General features: G+C 57.6%; 11 protein-coding genes and 1 pseudogene. 11 read left to right on the top strand and 1 reads right to left on the bottom strand.

What is annotated here, in order from left to right; translation table 11 throughout:
- The 9 genes from FX155_RS00410 to FX155_RS00370 all read left to right on the top strand — a co-directional run bounded on the left by FX155_RS00410 (position 1) and on the right by FX155_RS00370 (position 13,464).
- The gene (locus FX155_RS00410; RefSeq protein WP_154487308.1) at positions 1-1,716 is read left to right on the top strand and encodes a proline--tRNA ligase; all 1,716 of its coding nucleotides are present in this window, start codon (positions 1-3) and stop codon (positions 1,714-1,716) included.
- Positions 1,717-1,798: 82 nt separating this feature from the next.
- Positions 1,799-2,476, top strand: coding sequence for an MgtC/SapB family protein (locus FX155_RS00405; RefSeq protein ID WP_022487003.1), 678 nt, complete (start codon positions 1,799-1,801; stop codon positions 2,474-2,476).
- A gap of 21 nt (positions 2,477-2,497) precedes the next feature.
- Positions 2,498-6,070: a PolC-type DNA polymerase III gene (locus FX155_RS00400; protein WP_022487004.1), complete on the top strand. Its 3,573-nt coding sequence runs from the start codon at positions 2,498-2,500 to the stop codon at positions 6,068-6,070.
- A gap of 447 nt (positions 6,071-6,517) precedes the next feature.
- On the top strand, positions 6,518-7,708 hold the full coding sequence (locus FX155_RS00395; protein ID WP_154487306.1) for a Zn-dependent hydrolase: 1,191 nt from the start codon (positions 6,518-6,520) through the stop codon (positions 7,706-7,708).
- Positions 7,709-7,818: 110 nt separating this feature from the next.
- Positions 7,819-9,210 (top strand): alanine/glycine:cation symporter family protein, encoded by a 1,392-nt coding sequence (locus tag FX155_RS00390; protein WP_399508478.1) that lies wholly within the window; start codon positions 7,819-7,821, stop codon positions 9,208-9,210.
- 43 nt (positions 9,211-9,253) lie between these two features.
- A complete protein-coding gene (mmuM, locus tag FX155_RS00385) occupies positions 9,254-10,204 on the top strand; it encodes a homocysteine S-methyltransferase (protein ID WP_022488160.1) in 951 nt (316 codons plus the stop codon).
- A 31-nt stretch (positions 10,205-10,235) separates the two neighbouring features.
- The gene (locus FX155_RS00380) at positions 10,236-10,778 is read left to right on the top strand and encodes a hypothetical protein (RefSeq protein WP_022488161.1); all 543 of its coding nucleotides are present in this window, start codon (positions 10,236-10,238) and stop codon (positions 10,776-10,778) included.
- Positions 10,779-10,791: 13 nt separating this feature from the next.
- Positions 10,792-11,967, top strand: coding sequence for a M20 family metallopeptidase (locus FX155_RS00375; RefSeq protein WP_022488162.1), 1,176 nt, complete (start codon positions 10,792-10,794; stop codon positions 11,965-11,967).
- A gap of 120 nt (positions 11,968-12,087) precedes the next feature.
- On the top strand, positions 12,088-13,464 hold the full coding sequence (locus tag FX155_RS00370; protein WP_022488163.1) for a pyruvate carboxylase subunit B: 1,377 nt from the start codon (positions 12,088-12,090) through the stop codon (positions 13,462-13,464).
- Between the two features lie 132 nt (positions 13,465-13,596).
- Here the strand turns inward: FX155_RS00370 and FX155_RS00365 are convergent, their stop codons facing one another.
- A complete protein-coding gene (locus FX155_RS00365; protein ID WP_022488164.1) occupies positions 13,597-15,651 on the bottom strand; it encodes a transglycosylase domain-containing protein in 2,055 nt (684 codons plus the stop codon).
- Positions 15,652-16,164: 513 nt separating this feature from the next.
- Here FX155_RS00365 and FX155_RS00360 point away from each other — a divergent pair.
- Positions 16,165-16,591 (top strand): annotated as a pseudogene (locus FX155_RS00360) (sugar phosphate nucleotidyltransferase).
- A gap of 812 nt (positions 16,592-17,403) precedes the next feature.
- On the top strand, positions 17,404-17,601 hold the full coding sequence (locus FX155_RS00355) for a hypothetical protein (RefSeq protein ID WP_154487304.1): 198 nt from the start codon (positions 17,404-17,406) through the stop codon (positions 17,599-17,601).
- The last annotated feature ends 116 nt before the right edge of the window (positions 17,602-17,717 follow it).

The following is a 17,717-nucleotide window of genomic DNA, read 5'->3' as shown; positions in this document are numbered from 1 at the left end:
ATGCGCGTTTCCCAATTGTATGCACCCACTCTCAGAGAGGTACCGGCAGAAGCCGTCATTGAAAGCCACAAGCTGATGCTCCGGGCCGGATACATCCGGAAGGTGGCCGGCGGCCTGTACAGCTATCTGCCCCTGGCCTGGCGGAGCCTGCGGAAGATCGAAGAGATCATCCGGGAGGAAATGGTCCCCACCGGCGCCCAGGAAATCATGATGCCCATTGTCCAGCCTTCTGAAATCTGGCAGGAAAGCGGCCGGTGGCCGGCTTACGGGGCGGAAATGTTCAAACTGAAAGACCGGCACGGCCGGGACTTCTGCCTGGGGCCCACCCACGAAGAACTGGTGACCACCCTGGTACGGGACGACCTGCGGAGCTACCGGCAGCTGCCTGTGACCCTGTACCAGATCCAGAGCAAGTTCCGGGACGAAAAGCGCCCCCGGTTCGGGCTGATGCGCAGCCGGGAATTCATCATGAAGGACGCCTATTCCTTTGACAAGGATATGGAAGGCCTGGACAAATCCTACCAGGACGAATACGATGCCTACTCCCGGATCTTCACCCGGTGCGGCCTGGATTACCGGCCGGTGGAAGCGGACAGCGGGGCCATCGGCGGCAAGGGCAGCCATGAATTCATGGCCCTGGCAGACAGCGGGGAAGCGGGGATCGTGTACTGCGACACCTGCGACTATGCCGCCGACGTGGAAAAGGCCGAATGTGCCGCCATCGCAGCTCCTGCGGAAGAACCCAAAGCACTGGAAAAGAAGGAAACCCCTGGGTGCAATACCATTGAAGCCGTGTGCAGCTTCCTGAAGGCTCCTGTGGAAAAAAGCGTGAAGGCCGTGGCCTTTGTCACCGACGAAGGGAAACTGGTGCTGTGCTTTGTCCGGGGGGACAAGGAAGTCAACGACACCAAAGTGGTGAACGCCGTAGGCTGCAACGAAGTGGACATGGCTCCCGACAACCTGATCCGGGAAGCCGGCACGGTGCCCGGATTCATGGGACCCATCGGCCTTGACAAGGACAAGGCCATCATCCTCATCGACCATTCCGTGATGAACATGCACAATGTGTGCTGCGGGGCCAACGAAAAGGACGTCCACTATGTGAATGCGGAACCCTCCCGGGATTTCGTGTACACCCAGGTGGCGGACATCAGCACCGCCGTGGCCGGGGACAAATGCCCCCACTGTGACGGCCATCTGAAGGAAGCCCGGGGCATCGAAGTGGGCCAGGTGTTCAAACTGAACACCAAATACAGTGAAGCCCTCCATGCCACCTATCTGGACGTGGACGGAAAGGAACATCCCCTGGTCATGGGCTGCTACGGCATCGGCGTGGGCCGGACCCTGGCTGCTGCCATCGAACAGCACCACGACAAAGACGGGATCATCATGCCCAAAAACATCGCCCCCTACCAGGTGATGGTGCTGGCCATGAACGTAAAGGATGAAGAAAGCTGGCAGAAGGCTGTGGAAGTCCACGATGCCCTGAACGCTGCCGGCATCGACACCCTGCTGGATGACCGGGACGAACGGGCCGGGGTGAAGTTCAAGGATGCGGACCTTATCGGCTGCCCTCTGCGGATCGTCATCGGACCCAAGACCATGAAGCGGGGCGCTATGGAAACCAAGCTCCGGTGCAGCGGCGAAATGGCCGACGTGTCCTTCGAAGGAGACTGGATCCAGGCCATCCGGGACATTTTGGACAAGGCGCTGTAATCACTGTTTTTGTCAACGGTCAATGGCCAGTGGAGGCCTGCTGACCGTTGACCGGTAACAATCCAGGAAGGGAGACAAAGGCATGGATAACGGAATGCTGGCCCAGCTTACCCTGCGGATCCTGATGGCTGCGTTCCTGGGCGGGCTCATCGGTCTGGAACGGAGCAGCGGGGACCGGCCGGCGGGGCTGCGGACCCATGTGCTGGTGGCCACCGGTTCCGCCCTTTTGATGGTGGTGTCCATTTACGGCATCGACGGCCATCCCCAGGCCCGGGATCCTTCCCGGATCGCCTCCCAGGTGGTCAGCGGCATCGGCTTTTTAGGGGCCGGGACCATTCTCCACGAAGGGCTCACCGTCAAGGGGCTTACCACCGCCGCCAGTCTGTGGATCGTATCGGCCATCGGCCTTACAGTGGGCTGCGGCATGATGGCCCTGGGCATCTTTGCCACTGGGATCGCCCTGATCACCCTGATCCTGATCCGGGGGCTGGAAAAGAAGGTGCTTCCGGCGGGGAAACCCACCCGGTGCAAGCTCCATGTGATCCTGAGCAAAAATCCGGATAGCATGATGGACGTTATGGAGTATCTCCAGAAACGGAACATCAAGACCCGGATCCTGGGGATCCGGAATGATCCCCAGCGGAGTGTGATCGAAGTGGATCTGTTGGTGAAAATCGGCAAATATTACAATGCCAATGCCATCATCAGCGGACTGGAAAACGCCGAAGCGGTGAAAAAGGTCGTCCTGGTGGATGACTGACAAAGGAACAAAGAGGTTGGAATGAGCGCAAGTTGCTATAAGATCGTACCCAACAGACACGTGTTCCTGGACTTTATGGTCACTCTGGACCTGAGCCCGGAACAGCGGCACTGTGTGGAAACCTTTCCCATCCGGTACGTGGAAGTGGATGAAGCCAGGAATACCTGGAAGATCTCCTACGATGCGGCAGCGACGGCTCTGGAACAGCAGGAACTGGCAGCGGTGGCGAAAAAGCTGGCCGCTGCCTGTTCTGTTGCCCAGGTGACCTTCGTGAACGTGAATGCGGACCAGGTGGCGGCTCCCTGTCTGGAGGATGAGGAAATCCCCCTGCCTCCGGAACCGGAAGAGCCGGAAGAGGAGCCCCAGGAGGACGACTTCTTCCAGAGCGAGGAATACCTGAAGGCCCTGGAAGCGGTGGAAGCCAGCCGGGGCGGCGGGAACCGGACCGACGGAGTGGTCTACGGCCGGAAAATCACCAAAAAGGCCCGGACCATGGCGGAAGTGGTGGAAGAAGAGAACAATGTGGTGGTGGAAGGCACCGTGGTGGGGTTCGATGTACGGGAACTCCGGACGGGAGCCGTCATGCTCACCATCAAGCTCAGTGACGATACCGAAGGGCTTTTTGCCAAGATCCGGTTTGGGGAACGGAACGAGGGGAACGACCCGAAAAAGAACATGAAGGAATGTGCCGATCTCCAGAAAAAGATCCCGGAAGGATCCCTGGTGAAGATCCAGGGGAACATCACCGTGGACAAGTACGCCAACTCGGAACTGGTGATGGTGGGGGTCAAAGGCATTATGCAGGAACCGGTGGAACGCCGGGAAGACAAGGCGGACGTGAAACGGGTGGAGCTCCACTGCCACACCAAAATGAGCAAGATGGACGGGCTCACCCCCATCAAGGAACTGGTGGACACCGCCGTGCGCTGGGGCCACAAATCCCTGGCCCTGACGGACCATGGGGTGGTCCAGGCCTTCCCATTTGCCTATGACGAAGCCAAAGCCCTGAAGGAAAAGAATGGCTGGGAACTGAAGCTGATCTACGGGGTGGAAGGGTACCTGTGCCACAGCCGGGAAGACAAGAAGAACTACCACATCATCCTCCTGGCCAAAAATGTGGAAGGTCTCCGGAACCTGTACCGGCTGGTGTCCCTGTCCCATTTGCAGTATTTCGGGGGCAAACCCAAGCGGCCCCGGCTTACCAAAGGGCTCCTGGACCAGTACCGGGACGGGCTGATCATCGGCTCCGCCTGTGCTGCCGGGGAAGTGTACCGGGCCATTCTGGCAGGGGTGCCGGAAGACGAACTCCGGGAAATCGCCTCCTACTACGATTACCTGGAAATCCAGCCCACCGGCAACAACAACTATCTGATCCGGGATCCCCGGTTCCCGGAGATCAAGACCGTGGAAGACCTCCAGGCCATCAACAAAAAGATCCTGGCCCTGGGGGACGAACTGGGGAAACTGACCGTGGCCACCTGCGACGTCCATTTCCTGAATCCGGAAGACGCCCTGGCCCGGAAGATCCTCCAGGCGGGGATGGGCTATCCCGACGAGGAACAGCCGCCCCTGTATCTGCGGACCACCGAAGAGATGCTGGAGGAATTCTCCTACCTGGGGGACCGGGCCTATGAAGTGGTGGTGGAGAACTCCAACAAAATCAGCGGCCAGGTGGAGCACTTCAAACCGGTGCCCGACCGGGACCAGCTGTATTCGCCCACCATCCCCGGTGCCAAGGAAAAAGTGGAATCCCTCAGCTATGCCAAGGCCCACGAATGGTACGGGCCCAAGCTGCCCAAAATCGTGGAGGACCGGCTGAAGCAGGAACTGTCTTCCATTATCGGCAACGGGTTCTCGGTGCTGTACTACATCGCCCATCTGCTGGTGAAAAAATCCAACGACGACGGGTACATGGTAGGGTCCCGGGGTTCCGTAGGGTCCTCCTTTGTGGCCACCATGCTGAACATTACGGAAGTGAATCCTCTGGTGCCCCATTACCGGTGTCCTCACTGCTACCATACGGAATTCTTTACGGACGGGTCCGTAGGGTCCGGGTTCGACCTGCCGGAAAAGAACTGTCCCGAATGCGGGACTCCCATGATCCGGGACGGGCACAACATCCCCTTTGCCGTATTCCTGGGGTTCCACGGGGACAAGGTGCCGGATATCGATCTGAACTTCTCCGGGGAATACCAGCCCCGGGCCCACAAATACACCGAAGAACTGTTCGGCCGGGACAATGTGTTCCGGGCGGGTACCCTGGGCACCATCAAGGACAAGACCGCCTACGGGTACATCAAGAAGTACTACGAAACCCGCGGGGAGCCCAAACGGACCGCTTTCATCGAAGGGCTGATCCCCAAACTGGCCGGGGTGAAACGGACCACCGGACAGCATCCCGGGGGCATTGTGGTTATCCCCCGGAACCTGGATGTCCACTACATCACCCCCGTGTCCTATCCGGCGGATGATCCCAGCTGCGGCACCATCACCACCCATTACGATTTCCACTCCATTGACGAACGGATCGTCAAGCTGGATATCCTGGGCCACGATGATCCTACGGTGATCAAGATGCTGGACCGGATGCTGGGAGAGGACTACTGCCGGAACATCCCCATCGGGGATCCGGACACCATGGAACTGTTCCTGTCCACCAAATCCCTGGGGGTGACCCCGGAGCAGATCGGTACGGACGTGGCCACCTACGGGGTGCCTGAATGCGGCACCCGGTTCGTACGCCAGATGATTTCCGACGTAAAGCCCAAGAACTTTTCCGACCTGCTGCGTATTTCCGGGTATTCCCACGGCACCGATGTGTGGCTGAACAATGCCCAGGACCTGATCAAAAGCGGGACCCCCACGGAAGACACCATTTCCACCCGGGACGACATCATGAACTGGCTGATCAACAAGGGCATGGAGCCCAGCATGGCCTTCGGGATCATGGAATGGAGCCGGAAAGGGAAGGCCCACAAGAAAGGGTTCAAACCGGACCAGCTGGAAGCCTTCGAAAAGGCCCACATCCCGGATTTCTACATCAAGGCCTGTACCACCCTTCAGTACCTGTTCCCCAAGGCCCATGCCGTGGCCTACGTGCTCAGCGCCTACCGGATTGCCTACTGCAAGGTGCACCATCCCAAGGAGTTCTACGCCGCCTACTTTACGGTCCGGGCTCCCCATTTCGACTTCACCCTGGTCCACAAGGGCCTGGACTACATGAAGCGGTTCATTCAGAACGTGAACGCCCAGGGCACCAAGGCCTCGGTGAACGACAAGGATACGGCCACCTACATGGAACTGTGTGTGGAGATGCTGGAACGGGGCTTCACCTTTGATGATGTGGACCTGTACAAATCCGACGCCCACAAGTTCCTGGTGACGGAACACGGGCTGCTGCCGCCTCTGGGTGCCATTGGAGGCATCGGGGGCGTGGCCGCGGAAGGGATCGTGGAGGCCCGGAAAAAAGGCCCCTTCATTTCCCAGGAAGACCTGCGGAACCGGGCCAAGATCAGTACCAGCAACGTGGAGATCCTGGAAGACCTGGGTGTCCTGGAAGGGATGCCCAAGACGGACCAGATCGAGCTGTTTTAAAAGAGGGGCTGTTGCAGGGGCAACAGCCCCTGTCACTGGAAGCAGGAAGGAACCTGCGGGGGGGCAGGTTCCTTTGAAGGAAAACGCAGCCGTAGGCTGCTAACCCACCACCGGCCTAGCGGCCGGTCCCCCGCCCTTGAAAAGGGCGGATATACGTTCGGGGCTGCGCCCCGTTGGTTTATGCACCAGGGCGTCGGCCTGACGAAGCGTATTCCTGCCATTAGAAAGGACGGATATACCGTTTGGGGCTGCGCCCGCTGCTTTATGCACAAGGGCGTTCAGCCTGCTGTGCAATTTATCCGCCCCTTTTCAAGGGCGGGGGACCATTGCGCCTGCGCAATGGTGGTGGGTTAGCAGCGTCAGCTGCGTTTCTCTTCAGGCCAAACGCCTGGGGCGGTTGGCTTCCGACTGCCCTTGACCATTGACAAAAAAGGAGGGAATCACACCATGCCACGGATCATGGACATCCTTGAAACCATTGCCCATTTCGGGAAAAATCCCGATGGGTCCTATACCCGCCGGCTGTACAGCCCGGAATTCTTCCAGGCCCTGGAGGCGGCGGAAAATCTGCTGCAAAAGGCGGGGCTTTCCACCAGCCGGGATGCTGCCGGGAACCTGCGGGCCGTGCTGCCCGGGACGGACCCGGACGCCAGGCACATCCTTATGGGGTCCCATCTGGATACGGTGCCTTCCGGGGGCCTCTACGACGGGGCCTACGGGGTGGCGGCGGCTATCGGCTGTGTCCAGCGTCTGCAGGAAGAAGGCCGGCGGCTCCGGCACACGGTGGAGGTGTACGCCTTCAACGGGGAAGAAGCCAGCCCCCTGGGAGGCACCTTCGGCAGCCGGGCCCTGGCGGGGCTTACGGACCCGGACCAGCCCCTTCTCAAGGAAACTCTGGAAGGGTTCGGCCGCAGGGTGGAGGAAATCCTGGCCTGCCGTCGGGACTTTTCCGATGCGGCCTGCTACCTGGAAACCCACATCGAGCAGGGAGGCAAACTGGAAAAGGACGGTGTCCAGCTGGGTATCGTCAGCGGTATTTCCAATATCGTCCGGTACCTGGTGACTGCAGAAGGCCAGAGCAACCACGGGGGGACCACTCCCATGGAGGACCGGCAGGATGCCATGGTGGCCATGGCCAAGCTTATTGTCTTTGCCGACGCCGCCTGCCGGAAAATCGGCCACAGCCTGGTGTTCACCGCCGGGAAGATCCAGTGCTGGCCCAATGCGGCCAATGTGGTCCCTGGGAAGGTCACCTGCACCTTTGAAATGCGGAATGTGGACCGGCAGTACACCGACGAACTGATCCGGGAGATCCAGGCGGCCACCGAACTGATTCCGGACGGCCGGTTCACCATCCAACAGCTGATTTACAAGGACAGCGCCGTCTGCGACCCCAAGCTGATGGAAGCCTTTGAAAAAGCGGCGGACAGCCTGGGAGCCACCTGGCAGGTGATGCCCAGCGGCGCCGGCCACGACGCCGATTCCATCGCTCACCGGATCCCGGTAGCCATGCTGTTCATCCCCAGCCACAAAGGCATCAGCCACAGCGGTCAGGAATACACTCCGGCCGAAGACGTGGAACGGGGCGGAGAAGTGCTTTACCGGACCCTCCTGGAGCTGGACGAGGAAATCCAGTGAAGAGGGTCTGTTCCAACTGATATTATAGAATGTAAATTACTTGTAAGGAGTTGAAGGGATTGCTGCTTTCTTTGCTGCAGGGGGCTGCAGATGCTTTGTGGGGGACACCAATGACGGTGATCCTGGTGGGCATGGGGCTGTATCTGAGTTTCCGGTTCCATTTCTATTACAATTTCCGCCATTGGGGGTTCCATTTCCGGAATACCTTCGGCAAAATGTTCCAGAAGGGAGAAGGCCACGGCACGGTTTCCGGCTTTGCCGCTGCCTGTACCGCCATGGCCAACACCATCGGGGTGGGGAACATCGGCGGGGTGGCCACGGCCATTGTGTCCGGGGGACCGGGGGCCGTGTTCTGGATGTGGGTGTCCGGCTGCCTGGGCATGTCCACCAAGGCCTGTGAAATCATCCTGGGCCAGCGGTTCCGGGTGAAATATTCCCAATCCATGGACGAATACATGTGCGACCGGTCCTTTGTGATGAAAAACGCCCTGGGGTGGAAACGGGGGGCGCTGCTCCTGTCCGTGGCCTGCTTTACCCTGGGTCCCTGGACCTGCAGCGTCCAGACCGAATCTGTGGTGGGGGCCCTGAAGGAAGCTTTCGGGATCCCTCCGGAATATGCGGCGGCTTTTCTGGGGATCACCTGCTTTGCCACCATTTTCGGGGGACTCCAGCGGATCTCCCGGGTGATGGAACGGGTGGTGCCGGTCATGGCCCTGCTGTACATCCTGGGGGGCCTGGCCATCCTGATCCAGAACTGGCAGGAAGTCCCCGGTGCCCTGGCCCTGATCTTCCGCAGTGCCTTCAGTCCCACGGCTGCTGCCGGAGGCTTTGCCGGAGCCACCATGAAGGACGCCATGCGCTATGGCATCGCCCGGGGGCTGTATTCCAACGATGCAGGCACCGGTTATGGAATCATTGCCCATGCGTCGGCCCGGACGGATCACCCGGTGCGTCAGGCCTCCTGGGGGTGGGGAGAAGTGTTCCTGGATACCATTGTGGTGTGTTCCGTGACGGCCCTTTCCCTGATCCTGACCCACGCCTATACGGATTTCCCCGGCCTGGACAGCGCCCGGCTCACCACCGCCGCCTTCCGGGTGTCTTTCGGGGAGCCGGGGGCCTGGTTCCTGGCCCTGGCCATTACGGTCTTTGCCTGGACCACCATCATCGGCATGTACTACAGCTGTGAAAAATCCGTCAACTACGCCTTTGGAGATACCCAGCGGAACAAAATCGGCACCCGGCTCTATATGTTCTACTACATGGTGCCCTGTGTGGTGCTCTACCATGCCCGGGCTGACGCCCTATGGGCCATGACGGACATTTTGTCCGCCATTTATGTGATGATCACCATCCTGTTCATTGTGACCCAGCAGAAGGAGATTTTCCGGCTGTTCAACGATTTCTGGTTCCGGTTCCTGCCGGCCAAAGAACAGGGAGAAAATCCTCCGGTGGTGTCCTATGGGACCCTGGAAGATGAGGGAAGAGTGCAGAGTGAAGAGTGAAGAGTACAAAGAGAAGAGTGAAGAGGGGAGAAGGAGAGAAAGTATGAGACAGACATTGCAGAATATCCTGGACCGGAACCGGATCCTGGTCATTGACGGCTCCATGGGCACAGCCCTGGAAAATCTGGGAGCCGACCTGAACAACAGCCTGTGGACCGCCCGGGTATTGGCGGACCGGCCGGAACTGGTGAAGCAGGTCCATCTGGACTACTTCCGGGCTGGGGCTGATGCCGGGATCACCTGCAGCTACCAGGCGTCCATTCCCGGTCTTGCGGCCAACGGCTTTACAGAGCAGGAAGCGGAAAATCTGATCACCCGGTCTGTAACCATTTTCCAGGAAGCCCGGCAGGAATGGTGGGACCAGGAAGGGAAAGCCGCCGGCCGGGCCTGGCCTTTGTGCCTGGCCGGGGTAGGGCCTTACGGGGCTTATCTGGCAGACGGGTCCGAATATCGGGGCCATTATGGGGTTTCCCAGGCTGATCTGGAAAAATTCCATCGCCGCCGGGCAGAGCTTCTGTGGCAGGCCGGGGCCGATGTACTGCTGTTCGAGACCCAGCCCTCCCTGGAAGAAGCCCTGGTGGAAGCCGCCATTGCCCGGGACCTGGGAGCTGCCTTCTGGGTGAGCTTCTCCTGCCGGGACGGGCACCACATCTGCGAAGGGACGCCCCTTCGGGAAGCTGCGGCAGAAGTGGTCCGCCAGTTCCCGGAAGTGGAGGCCCTGGGGGTGAACTGCACCAAACCGGAATACCTGGTGAGCCTGATCGGAGAACTGAAAGCCGCTTCCGACCGTCCCATCTTCGTCTACCCCAACAGTGGAGAAGAATACGACCCGGTGACCAAGACCTGGCATGGGGTGGGGACGGACCGGAAATTCGGTGACTACGCCCTGGATTACATGAAGGCCGGGGCAGTGGCTGTAGGAGGCTGCTGCACCACGGTGGCGGACCATATCCGCCAGGTGGCGGCGGCACGGGACCAGTTCCTGAAGCGGTGAAACGGAAAACAAGCAAAGGAGGCCTCACTCCATGAGTGACGGGGAAATCACCACCTATACCGGGATCCAGTTCGATCCCCTCCATCCGGACCCGGAGAAGATCCGGATCGAAGACATTGCCCATGCCCTGAGCCTGTTGTGCCGGGGCAACGGCCACGTGCGGACCTTTTATTCCGTGGGTCAGCACTGTCTGGCGGCGGCCAAAGAAGCGGCCGCCCGGGAAGACAGCCGCCGGGTGATCCTGGCGGCCCTGCTCCACGACGCCACGGAATGTTACCTGTCCGATGTGCCCCATCCCTACAAGGTAAACATGCCCCGGTACCGGGAACTGGAAAACACCCTGCTCCAGGCGGTGTTGGACCGGTTCCTGGGAGGGCCCCTTACCCGGGAAGAGGCGGCGGAAGTGGAGCAGATCGACCGGGCGCTTATGTTCAGCGATCTCCATCATCTGATGGACCATCCGGAAAACCGGGAACAGGAGGGGACCCTGCACCTGACTGTGGATTACCAGGTGCGGCCCTTTGCCGACGTGGAACGGGAATATCTGGACTGGTACCGCCGGTACAGCCGATAAAAAGGAGAAAACCATGGATCAAAAGAAAATCACCGAAAGCTGGGAGAAACGCCGGGCAGAACTGTGCGGCCTGGCGGACAGTATCTACGATTGGGCGGAAGTGGGCCTGGAAGAAGTGAAATCCTCCGCCCTGCTGGAAGACTACCTGGAAAAACAGGGGTTTACTGTTGAAAAGGGAGTGGGGACCCTGCCCACCGCCTTCCGGGCCACCTGGAAACAGGGGGAGGGAGGACCCCGGCTGGGCTTCCTCTGTGAATACGATGCCCTGGAAGGCATGGGCCACGGCTGCGGCCACCATCTCCAGGGCCCGTCCGTGATCGGGGCGGCCCTGGCGGTCCGGGACCAGTATGAGGGCACCGGGGTGCCCTTCTCCCTGGTAATCTACGGGACCCCGGCGGAAGAGACCATCGGGGGCAAGACCGTGATGATGGAAAACGGCTGCTTCCAGGACATGGACATTGCCCTGATGATGCACGCCGCCCCCAATACCTGTGTGGATATAAAGAGCATGGCCAACAAAAGCTACACTGTGGAATTCCACGGGGTCCGGGCCCATGCGGCCATGAGTCCGGAACAGGGGCGCAGCGCCTTTGATGCCGCGATCCTCAGTTTCAACGCCATGGAATTTCTCCGGGAACATGTGAAGGACGACACCCGGATGCACTACACCGTCCGGGATGCCGGGGGACCGGCCAATGTGGTCCCTGACCGGACCCTGGCCCAGTATGAACTCCGGTCCTATGACACCGGCTACCTCCGGAGTCTGGAACCCCGGTTCCTGGACATCCTGAAAGGGGCCTGCCTTATGACCGGCACCACCCACACCATCACCGAAACCCACGAATTCTACGCCAAGATTCCCTGCCTTACCCTCAACGACCTGGTGATGGAACAGGCCCGGGCCTTCGGGGCGCCCCAGCTGTCCGAACCCCGGCAGAAAACCGGTTCCACGGATTTCGGCATCATCCTGTACCATATGCCCGGCACCTGCATCCGGGTGGCCTTTGTGCCTGAAGGAACTCCGGCCCATTCCGAAGCCTATCTGAAAGCCGGGAAGACGGAAGCCGCCCATGAAGCCATCGGGTACGGCAGCCGGATCCTGGCCGGTGCCTGCGGCGCCATCCTGGATGATCCGGCCCGGCTTACTGCCATGTGGGAAGAATTCCGGAAACGAAAAGCTTCACACTGAGATAAGAACATTCTAATAATTAAAATAAAGTACAATGTATTACCCCCCAGGACAGTTGTATGATATAATGGATATTGTATAAAACCATTAGTCGGTTCTTTACCTATAGGAGGTTGAGCAATGAACAATCCGAAGCCCGTTAAAATCGTGGAAACGGTTCTCAGAGACGGCCATCAGTCCCTCTGTGCCACCCGTATGCGCACCAGCGACATGCTGCCCGTACTGGAAGCACTGGATGACTGCGGCTTTTATGCCCTGGAAGCCTGGGGCGGCGCCACTTTTGACTCCTGCCTGCGGTTCCTGAATGAAGATCCCTGGGAACGGCTGCGCACCATCCGGAAACATGTGAAAAAGACCAAGCTGCAGATGCTGCTCCGTGGCCAGAACATCCTGGGTTATAACCACTATGCAGACGATGTGGTCACCGAATTCGTAAAACGCAGCGTGGACAACGGTATCGACATCATCCGTATCTTCGATGCCTTCAACGATACCCGGAACCTGGAAACTGCCATGAAAGCCACCAAGGCTGCCGGCGCTCATGCCCAGGGCACCCTGGTGTACACCATCAGCCCGTACCACAAGGACAGCGACTATCTGAAGCTGGCCAAGGAACTGGTGGAAATGGGGGCTGACTCCATCTGCATCAAAGACATGTCCGGCCTGCTGGCTCCCTATGCCTGCTCTTCCCTGGTGGAAGCCCTGAAGAAAGAAATCAATATTCCTATCGATGTACATTCCCACTGCACCAGCGGCATGGCTTCCATGGCTCTGCTGAAGGGCATCGAAGCCGGTGCGGACATTGTGGATACGGCTCTGTCTCCCTTTGCGGAAACCACCAGCCATCCCTGCACTGAATCCCTGGTATACACCCTGAAAGGGACTCCCAGAGATACGGGCATCGACATGGATAAACTGGGGCCCATTGCGGACCACTTCAAGAAAGTCCGTGCTGACCTGGTGAAGACCTTCAACCTGCCCAGCAACATCAGCATCAACCCCAAGGTCCTGAGCTTCCAGATCCCCGGCGGTATGCTGTCCAACATGCTGAACCAGCTGACCCAGATGGGTATGGCTGACAAGTACGAAGAAGTGCTGAAGGAAGTGCCCAGAGTCCGGGCCGACCTGGGGTATCCTCCGCTGGTTACTCCTTCCAGCCAGATCGTTGGCACCATGGCTACCATGAACGTAATGATGGGACGGTACAAAATGATCCCCAAAGAAATCCAGGACATTGTTTTGGGCAAATACGGCAAGACTCCGGGGCCTATCAGCGAAGATCTGAAGAAAGTGGTGCGCCGCTGGATCGTCAAGAAGACCGGCAAGACCACGATCGCTCCCATCACCCACAGACCGGCCGACGACATTCCGCCGCAAATGGACAAGATGAAAGCCGACCTGGCCGCCAAAGGCTATCCCAACGCCTCTGTGGAAGACGTGCTGTCCTATGCACTGTTCCCCGAAGTGGCCCTGGCCTTCTTCAAGAACAATCGGTAAGGCTGCTGCCGCGGCAACAGCCGAAGAAAAGAACCCGCCCCTTTTGGGGACGGGTTCTTTGTTGTTCTCGGCCCTCCGCTGACCATTGACAAAAAAATCCCCGCCGCATTTGCGACGGGGATTTTTTCATTATCACTGCTTTGGCGGCCGTACGGGCGGGGGTGTGGAGCTCTTCCCGGACCGGGGCGGCTGGGGAACGTTTCCGTCTCCCGGCAGACTGTCTTCTTTTTTGCTGCTCTGTTTCTTGGTATCCTTCTTCTTGGTGGTTTCCTTCTTGGGCTGGGCCTTGGGAGCTTCATACTTGGGAGCAGGCATCTTGAACCCGTCCGGAGTCTCGAAGTCTTCCGACGGCACCCCTTCCAGAGCGTTGCTCATGAAGGTCCGCCACAGAGTGGCCGGCTCACCGCCACCGGTCATGCCGCCCAGGGATTCGTTGTTGTCATCCCCGATCCATACGGCACAGGCCAGGTTGGGCGTAAAGCCCACGAACCAGGCATCATGGTAAGTGTCAGTGGTCCCGGATTTCCCGGCGCAGGGACGGTTGATGGCGGCCCCCCGGCCAGTACCCCGGGTCATAACGTCTTCCATCATGGAAATCATCATGTAGGCAGTTTCCGGTTTCACAGCCTGGGTGGGATTGGTTTTGTGTTCATAGAGCACTTTGCCGTTCCGGTCCAGGATCTTTACAATGGGAGTGGGTTTGTTGAATTTCCCCATATTGGCGATGCCCGCATAGGCACCGGCCATTTCCAGAGGCGTCACCCCGTGGGTCAGGCCCCCTAGGGCCATGGCCGCGTTGTCGTCATCATCCACCAGGGTGGTGATCCCCAGCCGTTTGGCCAGTTTCAGGGTCTTTTCCGTTCCGTACTTCATGGCCACCTTGACGGCAGGCACGTTGTAGGAATAGGTGAGTGCCGTCCGGTAGGACACGGTGCCATGGAAGCTCCGGTCATAGTTCTGGGGGTTCCAGTCTCCCGGGATGGGGGAGTCCTGGACGGTATCGCTGGGAGTGGCACCCTGTTCCATGGCGTTCATGTAAACGAAAGGCTTAAAGGAAGAACCAGGCTGCCGTTCCGCCATGACGGCACGGTTGAACTGGTCCGTGCCCCGGCCTCCGATCATGGCCTTGATGTACCCGGTCTTGGGATCCACTGCCACAATGGCACTCTGAGGCTGCTTCAGCTTGTTGCTGTCAGTGTAATAGGTGGGGGTCAGGGCTGCCGCCTTTTCCGCCGCCTTCTGCATTTCCGGATCCAGGGTGGTGTACACCTTCAGACCCTGTTTGTATACGGCATCCGGACCGAATTTGTCCACCAGCAGCTGGATGCAGTAATCAATGAAGTATTTCTTGGAGCCGGGGGATTCATTCAGGCTCTTGTAGGTCAGAGGTTCCGCATAGGCTTTGTCAGCCTGTTCCTTGGTAATGAACCCGTACTTGGCCATCTGCTCCAGCACCGTCTTCTGCCGGGCCTTGGCGGCCTTGGGGTTGGACAGGGGAGAGTAGTAGTTGGGGCTCTTGGGAATCCCGGCGATCATGGCACTCTGGGCCAGGTCCAGATCCTCCACATGCTTGCCGAAATAGGTGTTGGCGGCGGTTTCCACCCCGTAGGCACCCTGGCCGAAGTAAATCTGGTTCATGTACATTTCCAGGATTTCCTTCTTGGTGTACTTCTGCTCGATCTGGAGAGCAATGAAGGCTTCATGGAGCTTCCGGCTCAGGGTCTGTTCCTGGGTCAGGAAGTAGTTCTTGGCCAGCTGCTGGGTAATGGTACTGCCCCCCTGGACCTCGCCCCACCGGATGTAGGTGTAGATGGCCCGGCCGATGCCCCGGAAGTCGATGCCCCCGTGTTCATAGAACCGGATGTCTTCTGCAGCCAGAAACGCGTTCTGCAGGTTCTTGGGCACCTTGTCGATGGTCACCGGGATCCGGTCTTCTTCCGAATCCACCGTGGTGATCAGGTTGCCCTTGGCATCGAAGAACTGAGAAGAGGCCATGGGAGCCATATCCTTGGTAAGGATCTTGGCGGTGGTGAATTTGGCCACGGCAAAGAAGGCAGCCACCGAAAGGAAGCCCACCAGCACCAGGGCCATCAGGGCAGAAAAGATTGTTCCGCCCAGCTTTTTCCGTTTGTGGGGGGAAGACGAACCGAAGGGGTTCCTCCAGTTCCTGTTTTTATTGCTTGTCATCACGTCAGCTCCTATAACAGATAGAAATAGATTGAGACCATAAGTTACAGCATATTATACCACATTTGCTTTGTGAGGTGTATAGTTCCCCTTTTATCTCTTCTCCTTAGACGTATCGAATTCTAATACTCAGAATTTGATTTTTTATAGAAGCATTGCATTATTTAAAGCTACTGAAGAATATATAAAATGTATAAATCTTAATTACGGGCGTAAAGAATCTAAAGCGAATAAATGTGTGCAAGATTTAGCTGAAGATATTATTATTAATAGCAGAATTGCTGTTAATAAATATAAGATGTTTAACATTGCATTAAAACTGGACTTATGGGCGCTTTTATTTGTACTTATAGTAGTTTTATTAGCATAATTCCCGACTCTCTGAAGTTGAATACAAAGTAAGAAAAGTATTCACACCTTTGTGTAAATTATGATAGCTAGATTTAACACTATACGTTATAATCAACAGATGAAGTCTAAAGTCATAAATTTATGCCGAAAAGGAGCTTCCTCATGCAAAAAATCCGTAAGGCCATAATCCCCGCAGCCGGCTTCGGTACCCGGTTTCTGCCGGAAACCAAAGCCATGCCCAAGGAAATGCTGCCTATTGTGGATAAGCCTACCATTCAGTATATTCCTGCTGAAAGTACAGGATATGGTGGAGAAACCCAAAATGGAAGAAGCCCCCAGCCGTTTTGCGGCTCTGGGGCGGTATGTGATTACCCCGGAAGTGTTCGAGATCCTGGAAGAGACCCGGCCGGGGAAAGGCGGGGAAATCCAGCTGACAGATGCCCTGCGGGTCATGGCTCATATGGGGCATGTATATGCGTACAATTTTCAGGGGAAACGGTATGATACGGGGGATAAATTAGGATATTTGAAGGCTGTGGTGGAATTTGGCTTGAGAAGAGATGATTTGGGTCCGGGATTTAGGGAGTAGTTGAGGGAGCTTATTAAAACCCAGTTGTGAATATCATCGAAAGTGAGCCACTGTAATCATAGATCAATAAGCAGCCTAAGGGTTCCGGTAAGATGGTTAGGTGGCTGAGTGGTAAAGTGATTAAGTGGCCAATTGCTTATGAGCTCAGTTCCCTGTGTCAGAGTCGGTTAAAAAACGCCAACCCTAGCCGGATTAAAACAGCCCGTGGCCGGGAAGGGCGTGCCTGCGGCGCACCCCTACGGCGTTGGGGTCGGATGTTGATTGTTTGATCGAGCGGACGGGGATGTCGTTGAACCGGCAAAGGAGGGCGGCCCGTGTGGGCCGCGCCCTGCAGTGACGTTCACCAGACGGAGAACATCGTTGTTGTCATAAGTCCGAGGTCGACGGCGTAGGGGCTTCCCGGAGGGGAGCCCGTCCCGGCCTCCGGTTTTTTATGTTCAAAAGCAGATGCCCGGCATCTGGCATCCTTTGGCGCGAGACGGCGTTTGCAGATGCGGGCGGCCTGCACCTGTATTGTTATTTATAGGCGATACCTTTATAATATACACATGAGAAGAAATGCCAAACCTCAAAAATCGCGATTTTTGAGGTTAACCTATTTTCTGACCGCAAATTTTGGGGATTTTGAGGTGTATGATATACACATGGCGGAGAATAGCATTGTTGTCATCAGTTCGACGGAGACGGCGTAGGGGGCTTCCCGGAGGGGAGCCCATCCCGGCCTCCGGTTTTTTGTATTTGGAGATTATTTCTTTACTGGGTGGCCCCCGCGCATGCGGGGATGAATCTGATCTGGGCAAGGCCATGACCAAATGGCTAAAGCAGAAAGGAATGATAAAGTAATGATTTTTGACAATCGGCCGCTGTTTCTGGAAAATCCAGAGTGGTATACCTATGATGTGTATGAGGGCAAATACAAGCTCACTGACAAGGCCACAAAAGAAGCAAGGAAAAGTTATGAGAAGTTTTACAAACGGCTGGAAGAGCCAGAAGAGACAGCCGAGAAGTAATTGGGCGTACCCTGTGCGTACGGGGACATGTGTGCCGCTATGGAGTGACCATGGCTTGGGGCCGGGTCCCTTTAGCGTGATATACCTTGTGTGAGATGGAAGAACGGTTGGCTGCT

Source organism: Acidaminococcus fermentans (assembly GCF_009696675.1).
In the GTDB taxonomy this organism is placed as follows: domain Bacteria; phylum Bacillota; class Negativicutes; order Acidaminococcales; family Acidaminococcaceae; genus Acidaminococcus.
Note: the sequence above shows the minus strand (reverse complement) of the source record. Positions and strands in the feature narration are given on the sequence as shown.

Bases quoted from the DNA above. Each gene is read 5' to 3' on its own strand.
- FX155_RS00395 (WP_154487306.1), top strand. From the start codon at position 6,518: ATGCCACGGATCATGGACATCCTTGAAACCATTGCCCATTTCGGGAAA.
- FX155_RS00365 (WP_022488164.1), bottom strand. From the start codon at position 15,651: ATGACAAGCAATAAAAACAGGAACTGGAGGAACCCCTTCGGTTCGTCT.
- mmuM (WP_022488160.1), top strand. From the start codon at position 9,254: ATGAGACAGACATTGCAGAATATCCTGGACCGGAACCGGATCCTGGTC.
- FX155_RS00410 (WP_154487308.1), top strand. From the start codon at position 1: ATGCGCGTTTCCCAATTGTATGCACCCACTCTCAGAGAGGTACCGGCA.
- FX155_RS00375 (WP_022488162.1), top strand. From the start codon at position 10,792: ATGGATCAAAAGAAAATCACCGAAAGCTGGGAGAAACGCCGGGCAGAA.
- FX155_RS00380 (WP_022488161.1), top strand. From the start codon at position 10,236: ATGAGTGACGGGGAAATCACCACCTATACCGGGATCCAGTTCGATCCC.
- FX155_RS00390 (WP_399508478.1), top strand. From the start codon at position 7,819: ATGACGGTGATCCTGGTGGGCATGGGGCTGTATCTGAGTTTCCGGTTC.
- FX155_RS00370 (WP_022488163.1), top strand. From the start codon at position 12,088: ATGAACAATCCGAAGCCCGTTAAAATCGTGGAAACGGTTCTCAGAGAC.
- FX155_RS00400 (WP_022487004.1), top strand. From the start codon at position 2,498: ATGAGCGCAAGTTGCTATAAGATCGTACCCAACAGACACGTGTTCCTG.
- FX155_RS00355 (WP_154487304.1), top strand. From the start codon at position 17,404: ATGGCTAAAGCAGAAAGGAATGATAAAGTAATGATTTTTGACAATCGG.
- FX155_RS00405 (WP_022487003.1), top strand. From the start codon at position 1,799: ATGGATAACGGAATGCTGGCCCAGCTTACCCTGCGGATCCTGATGGCT.